Genomic DNA, 19,957 nt, shown 5'->3' on the forward strand with positions numbered 1-19,957 from the left:
ACGGCAGACTCGAGCACCTGCGCGGCTCCGCCCTCGGGTTCCGCAACCTCACCCACTACATCGCACGATCACTGCTGGAAGCCGGCGGCTTCCGACCGCGACTACACCCCGGATTGTGAAGAGCCCGCGAACGACTCCGAGTACGGACTGACCGCGGCAGTGCTGGGGCCCGACACTTACGCGGCGGAGCTGGTGGCAGAGCGCGTGAATGCCGGCATGGTGCATGTCAACGATTCGCCGATCCTCGACGAACCGCACGCGCCCTTCGGCGGCCTGGGGCGATCCGGCATCGGCGGCAAATGGGGACCGAAGGGGGCTGTGGAAGCCTTCACCGTCCAGCGCTGGATCAGCACGCAACGGGTCTCGAACCCGATGCCCTTCTGAGGTCGGCATGTCGATCGCCGACATCAGCAAGCTCTATCCTGAGAGGCCAGAATCATGACAGTCACTACTCCTGCGGAAATCGACGGGCTGGATGGAGACCCCCGCATCACCGCCGAGTACGGAGCCCGGCCGATCTATGACCGATACGACTACGTCATCATCGGGGCGGGTACGTCGGGCAGTGTCGTCGCCGGTCGCTTGATCGAGGACACCGACGCCTCCGTCCTCGTCATCGAGGCAGGCGGTACCGACCAGAGTCGAGCTGTGCTCGACCCCCTGACGTGGTTCTCTGCCAACATCGGGACCGAACGGGACTGGCAGTTCGTCGCGGAGCCGTCGGCCCATGTCAACGGCCGGGCCCTCACTCTGCCGATGGGCCGATTGGTCGGGGGTGGTTCGTCGATCAACGCCATGATCTGGGCCCGCGGGCACCGCGAAGACTTCGACTACTGGGCCCGCGTAACGGGCGACGACGCGTGGAACTATCGAAATGCCGTGGCGACGTACCTGCGGGTGGAGGACTTCGCCGGTCCGGCGGACCCGGTGCGCCGCGGATCCGGCGGCCGGATATACGTGGAGCCCACGCCGAATGCGAGTGCGCTCGCGAACGCCTTCCTGGAGGGCTGCGAGGCGGTCGGAATTCCCCGGTTCGCCGATGCCAACGGCGTGATGATGGAAGGCGACGGCGGGGCGGCACTCGCGAATCTTCGCGTCAAGGACGGGAAGCGCCAGAACATCCCGGCGAGCTACCTGTGGGACCACCTCGGCGATCCGCGACTGACGGTCGCAACCGGTGCCACCGTGCACCGGATCTCGATCGATCGGGCAAAGCGGGCGACCGGCGTCACCGTCGTCATCGACGGAGAGCTGCGGAACATCACCGCGTCGACGAAGATCGTCCTCGCCGCGGGAGCGATCAACACCCCGAAGATCCTCATGCTTTCGGGAATCGGGCGGGCACAGGACTTGGCGCCGCTGGGGATCACCATCGAGGCGGATCTGCAGGGAGTCGGCCAGAACTTCCAGGATCACATTCTGGCGGCCGGATGCAACTGGGCGTTTCCGGATGACAACGTTCAGGATCCCCTCAACAACGGTGGGGAGGCCAACTTCTTCTGGAAGTCCGACAGCGCGTTGGACCGGCCCGACCTACAGCCGTTCGTCATCTCCTACCCGTACTACACCGACACTCTGCAGGCTCGACATCCGGCGCCGCCGAACGGATGGGCGATTGCGCCCGGACTGGTCAGCCCCGCATCCCGTGGCCAGGTCCGGATCGCATCCACCGACCCGGAGGCCACCCCGGTGGTCGATGCCGGATTCCTGCAGGACCCGCGGGATCTCGAGGCGCTGACGTACTGCGTCGACCTGTGCCGCGACATCGGGAACTCGGCGCCCCTGCGTCCGTTCGTCAAGCGTGAAGTGGTGCCCGGGCCCGGCCGCACCGGTAGGGAGAAGCGCGATTTCGCACGGAACTCCGCGTGGACGTACTTCCACCAGAGCTGCACCGCCAAGATGGGCGTCGACGACATGTCAGTCACCGACCCCCGGCTGAATGTGTATGGAATCGAAGGGCTCTGCATCACCGATGCCTCGGTGATGCCGCGCGTCACCACCGGCAACACGATGGCGCCGACCGTCGTCATCGCAGAGCGGTGCGCCGACATCCTCACCGGGAAGGCGTGATCGAGGTGTCTTCCGAGATCAGCTTCGACGAGCCGCGCTGCGAGGGCTTCGGATTCTGCGAGGAAGTCGCTCCCGAGTTCTTCGAGATCGACGACAGTGGAGTACTCACCGTACTTCGTAAGGACGTGCCGGTGGACCTCGAGAAGAAGGTTCAGGCGGCTGTCCGGGCGTGCCCGGTGGCAGCGCTGCGGCTGGGAGTGACACCGTGACGGCCGGTGTCGTCGTCGTCGGCGGCTCGCTGGCGGGGATGACCGCCGTCGACGCGTTGATCGAGTGCGAATACCCCGGCCCCATCACGGTTCTCGAGGAAGAGAGTGGGGTGCCGTACGCGCGCCCGCCTCTCTCCAAGGGGGTGCTCAAGGGTGCCGACACCATCGAGTCGATCGCGATGCCCGCTCAGGAGCATCGCAATCTATCGACGCGCCGCGGGGTCCGGGCGACAGGGCTGGATACGGCGACCCGGACGGTGCACACGTCCGGCGGCGGCGAAGTGCTGTACGACCAACTGATCATCGCGACGGGGAGCGCCGCGCGCCGGTTCGATGCCGTGCCGAACCAGATGGTGCTGCGCACCCTCGACGACGCGCTGCGGATTCGTGACCGGCTCGCGACGGTTCGATCGGCCATAGTCGTGGGCGGAGGCTTCCTCGGCGCCGAGGTGGCATCTGCGGCGCGGAAGGTGGGCGTCGACGTCACCATCATCGACCACGCGACCCCGTTCGTGCATTCCCTCGGCCACTACCTTGGCGGGCTGATGCTGGATGCGGCAATCGCTGCGGGCGTCCGGATCGAGGTGTGGCCCGACGGCGTCGACATAGAGGTCGACGGGGACGAGGCGATCGGCGTCCGCCGCGCCGACGGAACCTCGATCCGGGCGGACCTGGTGGTGACGGCGATCGGCGATGCGCCGACGACGAGCTGGTTGCGGGACAGCGGTGTCGAGCTGTCCACCGACGGCTGGGTGCTCGTCGACCCGTACTGCCGAGCGTATGTCGGCGGGCGCGTGTCCGGCTCGGTGTTCGCCGCCGGTGACGTCACCTCGTCCGCCTCGCTCGGGCCGCGGAACAGGTTGCCGCACTGGGAGAACGCGATCGGCCAGGCCCGCTCTGCGGTGGGCACCCTCGTCGCGGGACCGACCCGGCCGTACGTGCCGCAACCGTACTTCTGGACCGAGGCGTTCGGCATGGAACTCAAGATCGCCGGCGGCCCGCTGCCCGTAGCGGGGCAGCCTACGGTGGTGCGCGGCGACATCCGCGACGGCTCCGCGCTGCTCACCTGGCACGGCGGTTCGACGGACGGCGCCACTGTTGTCGTCGCACTGAACTTCCGTATTCCGGTCAAGAAGATCAGGTCCATGGTCTCGCCCGCCGCCAGGTAGGCGAGACCTGTCTTTCAGCTCACCTTCCGATCACCCCAACCGCCCGAACAGAGGTTCAGCCATGTCTATTGATGTATCCGATCACGCGAGCGATATCGACCTGTTCACCGACGAGTCGCTGGACGATCCGTTCCCCAGTCACCGAGTACTGCGCGACCGCGGTCCAGCGACGTATCTGAGCGGACACGATCTCTGGTACCTGGGGCGATACGCCGAGGTCAGAGCCGCGCTCTCGGACTGGGAGACGTTCTCATCGGCGAAGGGCACCGGACTGAACGACGTGATCAACGAGGCGTGGTCGAGCACGGTGATCATGGTGGATCCGCCGGTACACACCAAGCTCCGCAAGCTGTTCACCGATCGACTCGGCCGCCGGCAGCTCAAGCCGATCTCCGAGACGATCGACCAGCGTGCGAAGCAACTCGCCGAGAAACTGGTGCAACAGGGCGAGTTCGACGGTGTGCGGGACATGGCCCACGACCTGCCCGCCAACGTGATCATGGACCTCGTCGGATGGCCTGAATCGGAGCGCTCCAATCTCATGGAGTACGCGTCGGGCAGCTTCGACTGCGTCGGTCCAGAGAACCAGCGCATGACAGACGGCATGCCCAAGCTCGCCGAGTCGATCGAGTATGTGACCGACATCTACGATTCCGGAAGGCTGACCCCAGGTTCCTTCGGGTACACGATCGCCGAAGCGGCCGCGATCGGCGAGATCACCAAGGACGACGCGATCGGGCTCCTGCTCTCCTATGCCGTGGCCGCGTTCGACACGACGATCAATGCGATGTCATCAGGAATGTGGCTGTTCGCCCAGAACCCCGAGCAGTGGCAGATCTTCCGTCGAGATCCCGCCTTGGCCGCGGCCGCCTTCAACGAGACCGTCCGGCTCGAATGCCCACTCCAGTTCTTCTCGCGGATGACCACTCGGGACGTCGACATGGGCGACGGTGTGATGATTCCGGCGGGCGCGAGGGTGCTGATCAGCTTCGGCGGCGCCAATCGGGACGGGCGCCACTACGAGGACCCCGACGAGTTCCGTATCGAGCGGAATCCGGTCGACCACCTCGCGTTCGGTAGCGGCGTCCACGCGTGCGTGGGCCAGAATCTAGCCAGGATGGAGGGCATCGCCGTGTTCCGCGCGATGGCGTCCCGCGCGAAAACCGTTGAGCTGAACGGTCCCGTGGTGCGCGCGCTGAACAACATGACGCGGGGCCTGGAGAGCCTGCCACTCCGAGTGTCGTGACCCGAGACGGGCTGGAGCCCGCCCGCCGGTGCTCCGGGAGCCCTGCCACAACCGGTGGCAGGGCTCCGTCGTGTATCTCCTGGTCGAGCTCGCGGCGATGCCGGTTCGACGACGCTGTGTCCGCGGAGTCGACCGAGCAGCGGGCTGCTCAGCAGTCGACCGCATTGACCGCGAGGCCACCGGTCGACGTCTCCTTGTACTTCGTGTTCATATCGGCACCCGTCTGGCGCATGGTCTCGATCACCTGGTCGAGTGTGATGCGGTGAGTTCCGTTGCCCAGCAGAGCGATCCGCGACGCATACACTGCTTTGACCGCCGCCATTCCGTTGCGCTCGATACACGGGATCTGGACCAGGCCGCCGATCGGGTCGCAGGTCATCCCGAGATGGTGCTCAATCGCGATCTCGGCGGCATTCTCGATCTGTTGCGCGGTTCCGCCGCGCACCGCGGTGAGGCCCGCTGCTGCCATCGCGCATGCGGAGCCCACCTCGCCTTGGCATCCGACTTCGGCGCCCGAGATGGATGCGCGCTGCGTGATTATCGATCCGATCGCTCCCGCAGTGAGAAGGAACGTCTCCGCGACCACCCGTCCGTCTCCTTCGGCGCAATGCTCTTCCAGGGCCACTCGCAGGACCGCCGGAATGACGCCGGCCGCCCCGTTGGTAGGCGCGGTGACGACCCGCCCGCCTGCAGCGTTCTCCTCGTTCACAGCCATGGCGAAGATTCCGAGGCGGTCCGTGAGCGACGGGCGGCCATCGTCCTCGTGCGCACGCCGGTAGAGATCTGCCGCCCGGCGGGGCACGTTCAAACCTCCCGGGAGCACGCCGGTCGCCCGAAGCCCACGTTCGATGGTGGCGTCCATCGTCTCCCGCACGAGCTGCAGTCGGTCGCGGATCTCGTCCGGACTGTGCAGAGCCCGCTCGTTGTGCCTCGCGATATCGCCGATCGTGGCCTGTTCGGATGCGCAGTAGGTCAGGAGTTGCGCGGTTGTCGCGAACGGGAATGGTACGGACGCACTGGCGCCGGGCGTCCGGTGGTCGCCGTGCCGTCGAATGAACCCGCCGCCGACCGAGTACCAGCGATCCCGGATGCTGTCCCCGCCCGGCGCGGTGTAGGCGGTGAACGTGACCGCGTTGGGGTGCTGTAGCGACCGGTCGTGCGGCGACCAAATCATCCGGTCGTTGCTCCAGGGAACCTCGTACGTGCCGCCCAGCCGCAGCGTGCCCGATGCGGTGATCTGTTGAAGGCGAGCTGCGCCGGCACCCGGATCGATTCGGTCGGGCAGTTCTCCCTCCAGCCCCAACAGCACCGCACCGGGGGTACCGTGTCCGCGCCCGGTGGCGGCGAGCGAGCCGTGTAGTTCGACGCGGATGTCCTGGACCGCTTCGAGCTGGTGACGTGCCGAGAGGTCTGCGACGAACGCGGCAGCGGCGCGCATAGGGCCCACGGTGTGCGAGCTCGATGGGCCGATGCCGATGGTGAAGAGATCGAAGACGCTGATCGTCACGCGAGCGCCCGCACCGTGTCGGCGAGCGCCGCCGCCGCATCGAGCATGGTGCGCACCGCCGCAGGACCGATCGACGCGTCGGCGAACTCCGCGGTGTGGATGGGGGCGGTTACACCGGGGATGCTCAGCCAGGGATGAACACTCGGCATGTGGCGCGAGACGTTGCCCATGTCGGTGGACACCATCGTCGGGAGTGCTCGCCGATCGACTCGATGTCCGCGTCGCGCGATCGCACGGGACCAGATGGCCGCGAGGTCCTCGTTCTGCTCAAGCGGCTGGTACGCGGGCTCGAGCTGCTCGAGGCGGTACTCGCATTCGGCGGCGTAGGCGGCAGCGTGGATGCATCGGAGGACACGATCTCGCAGAGCGGTGTAGCCGGCCCAGGTGGTCGATCTGCACTCGAAGTCCATGGTCGACTCAGCCGGGATGATGTTCGTCGAGAGTCCGCCACTGACCACGTGGAGGCCGATGCGCTCCTCGGGCCGGGTCTGTTGGCGCAGCACGCCGATGGCGACCTGCGCGATGACGGTCGCGTCGCCGGCGTTCCGGCCTTCATGGGGCGCGGCGGCGGCGTGCGCCGCGCGCCCCGTGAATGTCACGCGCTCGCGACCCACCGCGTACGACGATGTGCCGGCCGGGTTCGCGGAGAAGCCCTCGGGCACGAAGTGCACCATCAGCGCCGCCTCGACTCCGTCGAAGACGTTGCGCTCCAGGAGTATCACCTTCCCTCCGCCACGTTCCTCGCCGGGCGTCCCGACGACCCGGAGCGACAGGTCGAGCGTCTGGAGCTCCGGTAGGAGCGAGAGCGCCGCCGCGATCCCGGCGCCTGCGATCAGGTGGTGGCCGCAGGCGTGGCCGATTCCAGGTAGCGCGTCGTATTCGAGGCACAGTGCTATCCGCCGCCGCGCGGTGCCTGCCGATGCGACGAAGGCGGTCGGGCACCTGGGGGCGTCGGCGACTGCGAAGCCGCCGGCCGCGAGCTCGCGGCGGAGGAGACCGGCGGACCGTCGTTCCTGCATCGACAGCTCGGGGTGCGCGTGCAGCTCTGTTGCGACGAGTTCGGCGGACATCCGGGCGGACGGCGTGAGCCCATCGTCGTAAGAGGGGTCTTCCTGCGGCAGCAGCGGCCTCGGAGCGTCGTCGGTCACGATTCCTCGCGCCGTCGCTGGGTGAGGGCCCTGAAGGACGAGCCTTGCCAGACCAGAGGGTCGCTGTCGGGCAGGGTGGCGATCCCGTGGACCTCCAACAGAATCACGTCGTGGTCGCCGGCGGGCACCTCGGCGTGGACGCTCGTCTCCAGCCACAGCGACGCGCCGCGAACCAGGTGCGCGCCGGTCGGGGTGGTCACCATGTCGGAGCCCTCGAACCGGTCCGGTCCGCGCGTGGCGAGCCGGCGGGCGGTGTCGCGGTGCGTGGCGGCGAGCACCGAGATGCCCAGCCGAGGGGTCGTTCGCAGGTGTGGCCAGCTCGCCGACGTGCGCTGCACAGCGAACAGCACCAGTGGGGGATCCATCGAGATCCCGACCTGGAACGATGACACGATCAGGACCGCGGGTCCGTAGCCGTCGGTGATCGCGGAGACGGCGGCGACCCCGCTGGGGAAGCAGCCGAAGGCGGAGCGGATCAGTGTCCGGTCGCCGGCGCCGACCGTATTCAGCTGATCGACGATGTCGGCGCTCGGGTACAGGCTGGTCATCGGGTGGCCTCGGACCCGATGGCGGCATCGGCCCACTGACCGATGAAGTCGGCCACCGTCTTCTGGACGTCCGCGCCGGACGGCAGCAGCGGCAATCGCACCGTTCGGTTCCAGCCCCTGGACTGGTGCATCACCTCGGTGAGGAAGGCAGGTGCACCGTCGGGATCGGCTGCCAGCAGCTCGGTCCACTCGACCGCGGCGGCAACCGCGTCGGGGTCTTCGCCGCCACCCGTCAGTGCGGTGATCGCCCGGACGGCTAGGTCGGGCCGGAGATTCGCGAGCGATGTGGTGACGGTGCCGGCGCCCGCTGCCGCATACGCTGATCCGCTGACCTCGCCCACCCCCCACCATTCGACGCGGTCACCCCATCGGCGGGCCCTGTCGGCTGTGGTGGCCACGTCGTAGTGCTCCTCCTTGACTCCGCGGAAGCCGTCCACCTGCACCAGTCGGTCGAGGTACGCGTCCGTCATCGGAAAGTGGGCGGCGCTGTACACGATGGCGCCGGTGCCCGCTGCGTCCGTGACCCTGCGGACGTGCTCGGCGTAGGCGCGCGGCGACGGCGACGCGTAGTGCGGAGGGTTGATCACCGCCGTGTGTATCCCCAGTCGGGCGGCGTCTGACGCGATCGCGACCGCCTCGCGTGTGGCCCACCCGATCCCGGCGACGACGGGGACCCCGCCGGCTCCGGCCACGGCCGCCTCCATGCACTGTCGCGATTCGTCGTGGTCGAGCGCGTAGTACTCGCCCATTCCGCCGAGTACGGCCGGCCGAATGCCTGCGGCCGCGATGTCCCCGGCCAACGCTGACAGTCGCTCCGAATCCACCTGTCCGGTGGAGGCGAACGGGGTCGGCATGAATCCGACGATCGTGGGGATTGTGGCGGTCATGAGAAGGATCCTTCGGTGGGGGCGGCGTCAGAGGTCTGCGGGCGCACACCGGCCGGTGTGGTGTCCGAGCGCGCCAGAGCGCTGCCCAACGCCTGAGTGGCGGTCAACGTGGGGTGGGTCGAGGCGACTGTTGCGAAGGCCGTGCAGATCTCGTCCACGATGTGGGGGTCCAACCGGGCATCGGCACAGAATCGACTGAGCAGTCGCAGGTCTTTCGCCATGTGGCTCGCGGCGAAGCCGCTCGTGTGATCGTCTTCGAGCAGCCAGGGCCATTCGAGGCGCAGTAGGCGGCCGTCGGCGGCGCCGCCCGTCAGTGCCCGGAAGGTCTGCTGCAGGTCGAGCCCGTGGCGTGCGGCGAGCGCCCAGCCCAGGCACAGGCCATACGTGTTCGCTCCGACCAGGGCCTGGTTCACCAGCTTCATGACCTGGCCGCTGCCGACTGCGCCGGTGCGGTAGACGGTGCCCAAGACCTCCAGGACGTCCTGCGCCGACGTGACCGCGGCATCGGCGCCTCCGGCGAACATGGCGAGGGTGCCGCGCGCAGCGCCGGTCACGCCGCCGCTCACTGGTGCGTCGACCAGAGCGATCCCGCGTAGGTCTGCCTGCGCGGCAACGTCTTCGACCGACTCGGGGCCTGTCGTCGACATCTCGATCCCGATACTGCCGGGCCGCATGCCCGTGAGCAGTCCGTTTGTGCCGCACCAGACTTCGTGGACCTCTTGCGGTCCGGGCACGATGGAGAAGACCGCCTCCGACGCCTGCCCCACCGCAGCCAGCGACTCGTGGGCCACCGCGCCGAGCCCGTGCAGGCGCTCAGCCTGCTCCCGGGTGCGAGGATGGACGTGGACGACATGACCGGCGCCCGCGATGCGCTCCACCATCGGCCATCCCATCGCGCCGAAACCGACCCACCCGATATCCCGTCCCACACTTCGCTGCCGGTCGGGTGCGGTGGTCACGATCGGCTCCGTTCCTGCAGGGGCGATGCGACGTCCACTCGTGCGGGACGTGTCGATGTGAGCGTTGAGACGGGCCGGGAGCGCGCGAGCAGCGCGGTCGAGACCAGTGATACTGCGCAGAAGGCGACGATGTACCAGCCGACCGAGTCGACCGTGCCGGTCGCCGCCAGCAGCGCGGTTGCGATAGTCGGGGCCAGCCCTGAACCGACGACTGTTCCCAGTTGATAGCCGAGTGAGAACCCCGTGTATCCGACTCTGGTCTCGTAGGCGGCGGCGAAGAACGCGGCCATCACCGAATAGTTCGCGGCATACGGGAAGGCGAGCAGCGTGTACCCGATCACCGCGAGCCAGGGATCTCCCGTGCCCACCAGCGCAAGCCACGGGAAGACCACCACCGCGCACCCGACGATCCCGACCATGCACACCTTCGCGGTGCCGACTCGATCGCCGAGCACGCCGAAGATCGGCATCACGGCGAAGCAGACGACCTGGCCCACGATGATGATGCCGAGGACGTCGGCGTAGCTGTATCCCAGAGTTCCTTTGCCCCAGCTGATCCCGAATACGGTCGACGTGTACGTCACCGCGCCGATGCTTAGGTAACTGCCGGCCGTGAGCAGCACTGCTCGCTTGTGGTTTCTCAGCACCGTCAGGATCGGTGACCGCTCGGACCTGGCGGCGGCGACCGCCTGGAACGCTGGACTCTCCTGCACCCGTACCCGCATGATGATGCCGACGATCACCAGGGCGAAGCTGGCGAGGAACGGCACCCGCCATCCCCAGTTCGCGAGTGCATCGGGAAAGTAGGTGCTCGTGAGCAGGAAGACGGAGTTGGACAGCACCACCCCCGCGGGTGAGCCCGCCTGGACCCAGCTGCCGAAGTAGCTGCGCCGGCCCGGCGGAGCGTGTTCGACGCTCATGAGCACCGCACCCGCGTATTCGCCGCCGAGCGAGAGTCCCTGCAGAACCCGCAGGCCCACGAGGATCAGCGGGGCCCACACGCCGATCGCGTGGTAGCTCGGCAGGAGTCCTACCGCACCGGTCGCGGTGCCCATGATGAGAAACGTGACGACCAACGTCGGCTTGCGGCCGAAGCGATCTCCGAAGTGGCCGAATAGGATGCCGCCGAGCGGCCTGGCCAGGAAGGCGACTCCGAATGTCGCATAAGACAACAGCGTTCCGGCCAGCGGGGCAGTCGAGGGAAAGAACACCCGACCGAAGACCAACGCGCTTGCAGTACCATAGATGAAGAAGTCGTACCACTCGATCACCTGTCCGATCGAGCAGGCGAGTAGCAGAGGGGCTGCGCCCCTGCGATTTTCAGTCATGACATCCCTTTTCGGAGTCCGCAGTGGCGGGATCGGAAGCGCCAGCGCGCTCCGGATTCTGGTGGGGGATGTGGAGAATCGTCTCCACTCGGGTCGCGAGTTCGAGGCATGCCAGATCCGATCGCCAGGGTGCGATCACCTGGAGCCCGACGGGCAGGCCGCCGGACCAGCCTGCCGGGATCGAGATAGCCGGCCAACCGAGAAGGTTGGCCAAGAGTACGTCCGGCCATCGGCTACCGGGGCCGCGCGAGACCCTTGTGCCGTTGATCGCCGGCCGGTCTTCGGTCAACAGCCAGGACGTGACCGGTAGGGTCGGCGTCACGAAGGCGTCGAAGCCGTCCATGAATTGCGCCGCCGCGGTGTACAGCGCTGTTCGCGCACGTTGCGCGGTGAGGTACTGGTCCATCGTTACCGTCGCCCCGTGGCGGACATAGTCTGCGTACCCGTCGTCGAACAGCCCGGGGTGGTCCCGGACCAGCGCGCCGTACACGTGGTGCTCGAGCGCGGCCATCTGCGCCGCCGCGCCGTCGACGGGGTCCGGCCAGCGGACATCGACGTCGACGACCGGGAGCCCGGCGTCCGACAGGCGGCTGACGGCCGTGTCGAAGACCCGGCGCACTGCGGCGTCGACGTCCTGCCCGAACAGCGACGCCGAGACGGCGATCCGGCCCCGGCGCGGCCGGGTACCGGAATCGTCCCAATCCGCTCGGCACAATGACAGAGGATCCCGGTGGTCGGCGCTCACCAACGCATCCATGCCGTATCGGACGTCGTCGACGCTCCGCCCCAGCAGCCCGTGGTGCCCGCGTGCGCTCCACAGATCGACGGCAGGAACGCGGGGGAGGGCACCGTACGAGGGCTTGAAACCCACGACGCCGCAGTGCGCGGCCGGCATCCGGACCGAACCCCCGGCGTCCGTGCCGTGGGTGATCGCCTCCACTCCCGCGGCGACGACCGCCCCCGCGCCGCCGCTCGATCCCCCCGGCGTCCGCGCGAGATCGTGCGGGTTCGCCGTCGGTCCGACCAGCAGGTTGTCGGTGACATCGGCGTACGCGTTGGGTGGGGTGTTGGTCTTGGCGTAGATGATCGCCCCCGCGCGCCGTGCAGCGCTGACGAACGATCCGTCGACCCCGGCCTGTGCCGAAGGATTCGGCGCAGCCATTCCCCACGTCGTCGGGAGGTCCCGTGTCGGAACGATGTCTTTGATGGACATCGGCATCCCGTGCAGCGGGCCCATATCCTCGACCGCGACCTCCTCGAGCGCGCGGGCCGAGGTCCGTGCGAGGTCGAGATCCAGGGCGAGATACGGATTCAATTCCGCGGGTAGCTGCCCTATGTGGCGACTCAGTTCGTCCACGACATCGACCGGCGAGGCTTCGCGGCGATGGAGTACACCCGCCAGGCTCCTAGCTCCGAGTGCGAGTAGTCCGTTCGTGGGCTGTCCGGTTGGCACTGCCCCCTGCCCGGACCGGTTCTGCAGCGACATCTCACGAGTCGATGGTCGTCGTGGCGGCGCCCGTCGAGTTGTACCGCATCGAGACCGACTTGTTCGTCAGACGCTTGACCTCGGGCAGCACTTCTTCACCGATGAGGCGGATACATTCGAGCAGGTCCTCGTGTGACGCGTAGTCGACGTGCAGCGTGATCTCGTCGACATTGAACTCCTCATGGACCCGGACCAACTTCTCGATGCAGTACTGCGGACTTCCCACCGCAAGCGGGGTCAGGTCCAACAGGCCCTGGAAGTTGTCGTAGAACTCCCCCGTGGTGTCCATTCCCTTCTCTGTTCCGTACGTCAGACGGTGGTTCAGAAGGTCCTGCTTCATCACCCGGTTGCAGTATTCGACGATCCCGAATTCGACCTGCTCACGCGCGAGCTGCGATGTCTTCGCAACGTGGATGGGAACCTGCAGGTTCACGTTGGAGCTCGGCGCCGCGCCCGGAAACACCTCTCCGGTCTCCCAGGCGGCCCGGTAGGCGCCGATTCGGTCGTGAACCTGCGACCACCGCACGTTGTTCGAGGTCGCCACCAGGCCGATGCGGTTTCCGCCGGCCAACTGGCAAGCCCCCACACTGATCGCGGCGAGTGAGACTCGCGGAACCGGGGACTGGATGGGCCGGGGATGGACCCGGAGGTTGTCGAACTGCCAGAACTCACCCCGGTGCGAGAACTCCTCGCCGCTCCACGCTTTCATGATGATCGCGAGAGACTCCATCGTGCGCGCGTTGGTCTCGGGGATGGGGATCTGGAAGGCGTCGGCCGTCTTCGGGGTGTTGCCGCGCCCGACCGCGAAGTCGAGCCGACCCCCCGAGAGGACGTCGATGGTCGCCCAGCGCTCGGCGACGGCAAGTGGATGCGCGAGGGCAGGGATGACGGCGGACGGCATGAGCCGCAGATTCTCGGTGGTCGCCGCGACCCATGACAGGACGGTGTCGATCGCGCCCGTCGAGTTGGTGGGAAACTTGAAGTGCTGCTCCGAGACGCCGAAGAACTCCAGCCCGTACCACTCGGCCGCCTGTGCTTCGGCGACGACCTGCCGAACCCTTTCCAGCGGGTCCGCCCCCCGGCGGACATAGCCTTGTTCATAAAGTCCGTACTTCATCTGTATGCTCCTTCTGAGATAGGATTTCGCGGATATTTCGCGCATGACAAGACCTACTGCATAATTCGATCTCCAACTCGGCGAAAATATCTCGAGCCGAACAACTGAAGTGATTCTCAGCAGATCGGACGGATAATCATGCGTCGTTCTTGAATATCACCCCAGGTGATCTGGGCCACCCGAAGTACGGCACGGATTTCACGGCCCATCGGTCTTGTCTGGTGATCTTCTCCGTGAGATCCGCCGCCGCCGCGGTCAATACCCGGACGGCGGGGAAGATCTGGGACCGCTCGGCAAGTTCGGGACTCGCCACGCCGATCGCGGCGGCGACGCTGCGACGGGTCGACCACACCGGAACCGCCACGCCGCCCTCGATTCCCTCGCCTCCGCGCCAGGCGAATCCCTCGCGGCGGTCTGCGCGGACACGGTGGACCAACCGGTCGACGTCACAGAGCCGGTCGCCAGCGACGACTGATCTGATCTCGGCATCCGAGGATCCGAACAGCAGTGCGCGGCCGGTCTCCGAGTCGGCAACCGGATACGCCATTCCCATGCTGTTTATCGGGACCTGCATCGTGGCTGGCTGTTCGGACCAGAGTGTGATCGCCTCGGTGTGCGACCTTATCACCAGGTAGCCACGGAACCCTGTGGCGCGCACTACCTCTCGGATGACCACGGAACCACACCGCATGAGCTCCTGGTCGGCGGCACGCATTCCCAGACTGTACGCAGCCGAACCGAGCACGTATCCACGCGAAGTGGGGTCGCGCGTGACCAGGCCCGAATCCACCAGAATGCGGAGCGCGCGCGAGATCTGCGACTTGTCCGCCCCGATGATCGCGGCGATCCGGTTGTTTCCGATAGGACCGTCACCGGTGTGCGACGCTTGCTGGAGGACCTTCAGGATCTCGATCCCGCGACGAAGTGTTGACAGATCGCCGGCGCGAGGATGCTCATCTCGGTGTGCCGCGATTCTCGCCGAGACGGCTGCTCTCTGCGTAAGAGTCATCCGCTCTACCTCCGGTTCGTCGAGCTTGAATACCGAGTAGTTCACACGCTCCCGGTCGGATCTGGCAATGCAGGTTGCACCATGCGCTACTTTCCCTGACAATCTTGACCTGCGCGAAACACCGCTGAAACGTCGACTCGCGGGCAAGGGGGTGCCGATTCGATTCGGTGACGGCGTCGGCTCGCCCCGTTTCTCTGCGGTGAGCCCGCTTCATGGAACTGTGCCCGCGTGCTGTGGGAGGTGGGCCGAGACGTGCGGAGTGGGCAGACGTGCGCTGGGTGGGCCAGGCACGCGCGGGGTAGGGCGAGGTGCCGGGGGCGACGTGGCGGGAGCCGACACCGCACCGATGTCGCGGCGGCGAGGCTAGTGGGCGGGACTGTCCCCCAGACTGACCCGGCAGGAGTTCAGATACGTCGCGAATGCGTGCCGCTGACGTGGCGTCAGCGTGGCCACCATCGACTCCTCGAGCTCGGCGACCTTGGTGTCGTACTCCGTGAGCAGGTCGAGGCCCGCCTGGGTGACGCTGGTGAGGGTCCGGCGGCGGCTGGTGGGGTCGACACGGCGGGAGACGAGTCCGCGGTGCTCGAGGACGGTGATCATCTCGCCCATCGTCTGAGCCGTCACGAACGAGTTGCGTGCCAGCTGGGCCACCGACAGACCGTCGCGCCGGTGCAACACCGTGAGCGCCGTGTACTGCAGAGGTGTGATTCCGGAGGGCGCGAGCACGGCGTCCATGCGCGACCGCACCGCGAGTTCCACCTGCTTGATCGCGTAGAGCAGGCTGGGTCTCGGCGACGGCGCGTTGCCCACGGTGCCTCCTCGTCCACTGCCCGCGATCGCCTGTCAGTGTCCTCGATCGGACTCACGCCCGCAGCGCGAACGACCCGAACCCTCCGATCGGGGGACAGCGGCCGTCCCGGCTATCCGGTGGCCGCCGGGCGCGCCGGGTCGGCGGACCACTGGGACCACGAGCCCGGGTACAGCGCGGCATCGACACCCGCGATCGCGAGGGCGGCGATGTCGTGGGCGGCGGTGACCCCGGAGCCGCAGTAGACCGCGACATCCACGCCGGGCACCGCGCCGAGGTCGGCGTAGCGGCGGCGCAGTTCGTCGGCGGGCAGGAACCGGCCGGCATCGTCGAGGTTGCCCGTCGTGGGCGCCGAGCGCGCACCCGGGATGTGGCCCGCCCGCGGGTCCATCGGCTCGACCTCGCCCCGGTAGCGCTCCGAGGCGCGGGCATCCAGCAGGACCGGGGTCGCGGCGACATTGTCGATCGTCACCGTCGGGAGGCCGCCCGGCGTGAGTACGACGGTGCCGGGCCGGTCCGCCGACTCGTCGCCCTCGGCGAGCGGCAGGCCCGCCGCGCGCCACGCGGCCAACCCGCCGTCGAGGATCCGCACGTCATCGAGCCCGCCCCAGCGCAGCAGCCACCACGCCCGCGCTGCGGCCTGTCCGCCGTTGTCGTCGTACACCACGACCGTCCCGCCGTCCTCGATGCCCCAGCGCCGCGCCGCGGCCTGCAGGTCGGCGATGAGTGGCAGCGGGTGCCGGCCCGCGTCGGGCGAGGCGGGAGCCGCCAGCTCCGTCTCGAGGTCGACGTAGACGGCGCCCGGGACGTGCCCAGCGCGGTACAGCTCGTGGCCGTCGTCCCGCCCGAGCTGCCAGCGGACGTCCAGCACGACCGGCGCGGTGAGGGAGTCGAGATCGTCGACTGAGGCTAGGACGTCGTCCGGCGAGATGCGCACCGTCACAGCGTATCCGTGTCCAGGTCGAGCGTGGTGCGATCGAGCCGCGCGAGGAGGTCGAAGTGCGCGTACGCCTTGGGCAGCTCGTAGACGAAGAAGTAGCGGGCCGCTGCGCGCTTGCCGCGGTGGAACGCCGAGTCGTCTGCGGTGCCGTCGGAATGCAGTGTGGCGAGCGCCTGCTCGAGCCACAGCCACGCGACGACGACCTGGCCGACGCCGTCGAGGTACGCCGTGGCGTTGGCCAGGGACAGCGCTGGATCGCCCGTGGTGCCGAGCGCGGTGGTGACCGCGACGATCCTGGCCGCTGCGGCCCGCAGATCCGCTGCGTGCTCGGCGAAGTCGCCGCCGGCTGCGGCCGCGCGGGCCGCCGTGTCCTCGATCCGCCCGAGCAGCGCACCGAACGACGCTCCGCCCTTGGCGGGCACCTTGCGGCCCAACAGGTCCATGCCGTGGATCGCCTTGGCGCCCTCGTGGATCGGGTTGAGGCGGTTGTCGCGATAGAGCTGCTCGACGTTGTAGTCCCGGGTGTAGCCGTAACCGCCGTGGATCTGGATCGCGAGATCACAGGCGACGGTGGCCCATTCGGCCGGCCAGCTCTTGGTGATCGGCGTCAGCAGGTCGAGCAGGTCGGCCGCCGCGTCGCGATCCGCCTGCTGCGGTGCCGAGTGCGCTTCGTCCACCAGATTCGCGCAGAACAGTGCGAGAGCGAGACCGCCCTGCGTGTACGCCTTCTGCGCCAGCAACATCCGGCGCACATCAGGGTGCTCGATGATCGGTACCTGCGGGCCGCTGGATCCGATCGGGCGGCCCTGGATCCTGGTCTTCGCGTACTCCAGCGACTGTAGGAACGCGCTGTAGCCCATCGCCGACGACGCGAGGCCGACCGCGATCCGGGCCTCGTTCATCATCTGGAACATCTGGATCAGGCCGCGGTTCTCGGTGCCCACCAGATAGCCGGTGGCGCCGCCGCCGTCCTGCGGGAACGTGCCGTCGCCCAGGGCGAGGAGGCAGTTGGTGGTGCCCTTGTTGCCCATCTTGTGGTTGAGCGACACCAACGCGACGTCGTTGCGGTCTGCGACGGCACCGTCGTCGGAGACCAGGTACTTGGGCACGATGAACAACGAGATGCCCTTGACGCCCTCCGGCGCGCCGGGCGTCTTCGCGAGCACGAGATGCACGATGTTCTCGGTCATCTCGTGGTCGCCGCCGGTGATCCACATCTTGGTGCCGGTGATGCCGTACGTGCCGTCGGCTCGGGGGACGGCGCGGGTGCTGATGTCCGACAACGACGACCCGGCGTCGGGCTCGGACAGGCACATCGTGCCGGTGAACCGGCCCTCGATCATCGGCTGTAGGAACCGCGCCTTCTGGTCGTCGGTGCCGAACGAGCGGATCACGTTGCCGTTGCCCAGGGTGAGGCCGGCGTACACCGTCGTGCTCACGTTGGCGGCCTGCATCCAAGCGAACGCCGCCTTGCTGATCGTCGACGGCAGGCCGATGCCGCCCTCGTCTGCCGGCAACTCGGCGAATGTCAACCCCGACTCGGCGATCGCGCGCAGCCCCTCCGCGGTCTCGGGCAGTGTGATAGCGGTGCCGTCGGGCGCGATCGTCGGCTCGTGCGCGTCGGCGAGCTTGAAGTGGTTCGACAGCTTCTTGACGGCGATGTCGGCCGCGAGGTCCAGCGCCGCGTCGAAGGTCTCGCGCGAGTGGTCCGCGAATTCCGGCCGCTCGCAAAGCTTCTCGACACCGAGCCAGTCGTACAGTAGGAAGTCGACGTCGCGGGGATCGAGTAGGGGGATCGGGGCTGAGACGTTCTGCTTCACCTGGGGGTGCTCCTATGTCCGGGATGCGTTCGTGTCGTCGAGGTGGGTCTCGGGTCCGTGGGCCAAGGGACTCGGGTCGACGCCGTCCGCGTCGCTGCGACTGAATGCTACCGCAGAGTAGTAATTGACGGAACAGGTCTGCCCGGGGGTCGGGACCGGGGTGGGCGACCACGCCGCGACGGGCGGCACGCGCCGGAAGGGACAGGCGTCCACCGGTTCTCGGGGAACGGCAGGGCGGCGGTGTGCTACGGCCTGGCGGGCTGCAGGGTACGACGCGCGAGCTCCGTCGCGAACGCGGTGAGTTCCGCCGGCGTGTACCGGTCGGGGGACGCGATGCTGATGCGACCGAGCATCTCGGCGATGGAGAGCATCGCGTGGCCGAGCAGCACCGGATCGAGGTCGCCGGGGCCGGGCGCCTCGTCCGCGATGGACATCGCGAGCGATTTGGTGCGATCGAGCACCGCGCGACGGCCTTTCCGTAGATCGTCGCGGTACTGGTGGGGAGCGTGCTCGGGGACGGTGAGGATCAGGCGCCACCGCTCGGGGGCCGCGACGACCGCCCGAATGAACGCGTCGACCGTGCGGGTGTACGCCGTCACGGCGTCCGCGTGCCCGCTCACCGACAGGGGGAGCGCCGCCTCGATCTGCGTCAGTCCGCGTTCGTGCTCGCGACCGAGCAGCGAGACGATCATGTCGTCGCGGGTCGCGAACACCGAGTAGATCACCGGTTTAGCGATGCCGGCCTGCGCGGCGACCGACTCCATGCTCAGGTCGTCGAGCGATCGGCCGTGCAGCGCCGCCAGGGCCGCGTCGAGGACCTGCTCGCGGCGCTCTGCGGGCGGCAGCCGCGGCGCGTACTTGCGCCGCGGTCGGTCGGCCACAGATGTCATGGCATGAGCGTACCGGCCGCACGCGCGTGGGCCGGTCGCTCACGCCCGGCCACTCGCACTAGAGGCGCAGGTCGTACCGGGCGATCAGCCGCACCAGCGGGGGTGCGAGCCGGGACGCGGCGTAGCCGAGACGGGATTCGGCGCCGACCAGCACCACCGGCTTGTCCGCACCGATGCTGCCTGCGATCACCCGGGCCGCCTTGTCGGGCGTGTAGTTGCGCAGCGAGTAGGCCTTGGCTGCGCGCCGGCGTGCTCGGTCCTGCTCGTCCTCGGACGCGCCCGCGTACACGGTGGAGGTGGCGATGTCGGTGTTCACGAAGCCCGGGCACACCGTGCTCACCCGGATCCGCTGATCCGCGAGGTCGGCGCGCACCGACTCGGTGAAGCCGAGCACCGCCGCCTTGGTGGTCGAGTACGCCACCATCGCCTTGTTCGGTAGGAACGCCGACGCCGACGCGACGTTGAGGATCACGCCGCCCCCGCCGCGCCGTGCCATCTGGCCGCCGAACAGCGTGGTGCCGGTGATCACGGAGCGCAGGTTGATATCGATGATGCGGTCCCAGTTGGCGTCGTCGGTCTCGAGCAGCCGCCCGGCCATCCCGATGCCGGCGTTGTTGACCAGGATGTCGACGGCGCCGAACAGCGACCCCACCTCGTCGGCGAGCCGTGCCATCCCCGCCCGGTCGGTCACGTCGACCGCGCGGGCGAGTGCCTGGGCGCCCGCGGCCTCGACCCCGGCGACGGTGGCGGCGAGCCGGTCCAGCGACAGGTCGACGAGGATCACGACGCGCGCGCCGCGACGCGCGAGCTCGACAG

The 19,957-nt window shown here is 68.1% G+C and carries 18 protein-coding genes and 1 pseudogene; 5 read left to right on the forward strand and 14 right to left on the reverse strand.

Features of this window, described 5'->3' with window-relative positions:
- Nucleotides 1-132 precede the first annotated feature (132 nt).
- The 5 genes and pseudogenes from ABD908_RS21680 to ABD908_RS21700 form a co-directional block, all read left to right on the forward strand.
- A pseudogene (locus ABD908_RS21680) lies at nucleotides 133-384 on the forward strand (aldehyde dehydrogenase family protein); the annotation flags it as partial.
- A gap of 54 nt (nucleotides 385-438) precedes the next feature.
- Nucleotides 439-2,070: a GMC family oxidoreductase gene (locus ABD908_RS21685; RefSeq protein WP_344999902.1), complete on the forward strand. Its 1,632-nt coding sequence runs from the start codon at nucleotides 439-441 to the stop codon at nucleotides 2,068-2,070.
- Between the two features lie 5 nt (nucleotides 2,071-2,075).
- Nucleotides 2,076-2,279, forward strand: a complete 204-nt coding sequence (locus tag ABD908_RS21690; protein ID WP_344999905.1) for a ferredoxin — start codon at nucleotides 2,076-2,078, stop codon at nucleotides 2,277-2,279.
- Complete coding sequence (locus ABD908_RS21695; RefSeq protein WP_344999908.1) at nucleotides 2,276-3,448, forward strand: NAD(P)/FAD-dependent oxidoreductase; 1,173 nt, start codon at nucleotides 2,276-2,278, stop codon at nucleotides 3,446-3,448. The genes ABD908_RS21690 and ABD908_RS21695 overlap by 4 nt, the downstream gene beginning before the upstream one ends.
- A gap of 61 nt (nucleotides 3,449-3,509) precedes the next feature.
- Complete coding sequence (locus ABD908_RS21700) at nucleotides 3,510-4,694, forward strand: cytochrome P450 (protein ID WP_344999910.1); 1,185 nt, start codon at nucleotides 3,510-3,512, stop codon at nucleotides 4,692-4,694.
- Nucleotides 4,695-4,842: 148 nt separating this feature from the next.
- Here the strand turns inward: ABD908_RS21700 and ABD908_RS21705 are convergent, their stop codons facing one another.
- The 14 genes from ABD908_RS21705 to ABD908_RS21770 all read right to left on the reverse strand — a co-directional run.
- Nucleotides 4,843-6,201, reverse strand: a complete 1,359-nt coding sequence (locus tag ABD908_RS21705) for an L-serine ammonia-lyase (RefSeq protein WP_344999912.1) — start codon at nucleotides 6,199-6,201, stop codon at nucleotides 4,843-4,845.
- Nucleotides 6,198-7,349, reverse strand: a complete 1,152-nt coding sequence (locus ABD908_RS21710) for an amidohydrolase (protein WP_344999914.1) — start codon at nucleotides 7,347-7,349, stop codon at nucleotides 6,198-6,200. Before ABD908_RS21710 ends, ABD908_RS21705 begins: the two co-directional genes overlap by 4 nt.
- A complete protein-coding gene (locus ABD908_RS21715; RefSeq protein ID WP_344999918.1) occupies nucleotides 7,346-7,897 on the reverse strand; it encodes a flavin reductase family protein in 552 nt (183 codons plus the stop codon). Before ABD908_RS21715 ends, ABD908_RS21710 begins: the two co-directional genes overlap by 4 nt.
- On the reverse strand, nucleotides 7,894-8,784 hold the full coding sequence (locus tag ABD908_RS21720) for a dihydrodipicolinate synthase family protein (protein ID WP_344999921.1): 891 nt from the start codon (nucleotides 8,782-8,784) through the stop codon (nucleotides 7,894-7,896). The genes ABD908_RS21715 and ABD908_RS21720 overlap by 4 nt, the downstream gene beginning before the upstream one ends.
- A complete protein-coding gene (locus ABD908_RS21725; RefSeq protein ID WP_344999923.1) occupies nucleotides 8,781-9,743 on the reverse strand; it encodes an NAD(P)-dependent oxidoreductase in 963 nt (320 codons plus the stop codon). Before ABD908_RS21725 ends, ABD908_RS21720 begins: the two co-directional genes overlap by 4 nt.
- Entirely contained in the window at nucleotides 9,740-11,071 is a 1,332-nt protein-coding gene (locus tag ABD908_RS21730) for an MFS transporter (protein WP_344999925.1), read from the reverse strand. The genes ABD908_RS21725 and ABD908_RS21730 overlap by 4 nt, the downstream gene beginning before the upstream one ends.
- Nucleotides 11,064-12,428, reverse strand: a complete 1,365-nt coding sequence (locus tag ABD908_RS21735) for an amidase (protein WP_344999927.1) — start codon at nucleotides 12,426-12,428, stop codon at nucleotides 11,064-11,066. The genes ABD908_RS21730 and ABD908_RS21735 overlap by 8 nt, the downstream gene beginning before the upstream one ends.
- Before the next feature lie 130 nt (nucleotides 12,429-12,558).
- Nucleotides 12,559-13,674, reverse strand: a complete 1,116-nt coding sequence (locus ABD908_RS21740) for an LLM class flavin-dependent oxidoreductase (RefSeq protein WP_344999929.1) — start codon at nucleotides 13,672-13,674, stop codon at nucleotides 12,559-12,561.
- Nucleotides 13,675-13,810: 136 nt separating this feature from the next.
- Entirely contained in the window at nucleotides 13,811-14,728 is a 918-nt protein-coding gene (locus ABD908_RS21745) for an IclR family transcriptional regulator (protein WP_344999931.1), read from the reverse strand.
- A gap of 318 nt (nucleotides 14,729-15,046) precedes the next feature.
- Nucleotides 15,047-15,493, reverse strand: a complete 447-nt coding sequence (locus ABD908_RS21750) for a MarR family winged helix-turn-helix transcriptional regulator (protein ID WP_344999933.1) — start codon at nucleotides 15,491-15,493, stop codon at nucleotides 15,047-15,049.
- Between the two features lie 110 nt (nucleotides 15,494-15,603).
- Nucleotides 15,604-16,422: a sulfurtransferase gene (locus ABD908_RS21755; RefSeq protein ID WP_344999941.1), complete on the reverse strand. Its 819-nt coding sequence runs from the start codon at nucleotides 16,420-16,422 to the stop codon at nucleotides 15,604-15,606.
- Between the two features lie 8 nt (nucleotides 16,423-16,430).
- On the reverse strand, nucleotides 16,431-18,251 hold the full coding sequence (locus tag ABD908_RS21760) for an acyl-CoA dehydrogenase (RefSeq protein ID WP_344999935.1): 1,821 nt from the start codon (nucleotides 18,249-18,251) through the stop codon (nucleotides 16,431-16,433).
- A gap of 245 nt (nucleotides 18,252-18,496) precedes the next feature.
- On the reverse strand, nucleotides 18,497-19,141 hold the full coding sequence (locus ABD908_RS21765) for a TetR/AcrR family transcriptional regulator (protein WP_344999937.1): 645 nt from the start codon (nucleotides 19,139-19,141) through the stop codon (nucleotides 18,497-18,499).
- A 58-nt stretch (nucleotides 19,142-19,199) separates the two neighbouring features.
- Nucleotides 19,200-19,957 (reverse strand): SDR family NAD(P)-dependent oxidoreductase (locus ABD908_RS21770; RefSeq protein WP_344999939.1); only part of this gene is annotated, 758 nt, incomplete at its 5' end.

Origin of the sequence: Tsukamurella soli (assembly GCF_039541155.1) — a bacterium.
Lineage (GTDB): Bacteria > Actinomycetota > Actinomycetes > Mycobacteriales > Mycobacteriaceae > Tsukamurella > Tsukamurella soli.

Bases quoted from the DNA above. Each gene is read 5' to 3' on its own strand.
- ABD908_RS21685 (WP_344999902.1), top strand. From the start codon at position 439: ATGACAGTCACTACTCCTGCGGAAATCGACGGGCTGGATGGAGACCCC.
- ABD908_RS21700 (WP_344999910.1), top strand. From the start codon at position 3,510: ATGTCTATTGATGTATCCGATCACGCGAGCGATATCGACCTGTTCACC.
- ABD908_RS21715 (WP_344999918.1), bottom strand. From the start codon at position 7,897: ATGACCAGCCTGTACCCGAGCGCCGACATCGTCGATCAGCTGAATACG.
- ABD908_RS21720 (WP_344999921.1), bottom strand. From the start codon at position 8,784: ATGACCGCCACAATCCCCACGATCGTCGGATTCATGCCGACCCCGTTC.
- ABD908_RS21730 (WP_344999925.1), bottom strand. From the start codon at position 11,071: ATGACTGAAAATCGCAGGGGCGCAGCCCCTCTGCTACTCGCCTGCTCG.
- ABD908_RS21740 (WP_344999929.1), bottom strand. From the start codon at position 13,674: ATGAAGTACGGACTTTATGAACAAGGCTATGTCCGCCGGGGGGCGGAC.
- ABD908_RS21765 (WP_344999937.1), bottom strand. From the start codon at position 19,141: ATGACATCTGTGGCCGACCGACCGCGGCGCAAGTACGCGCCGCGGCTG.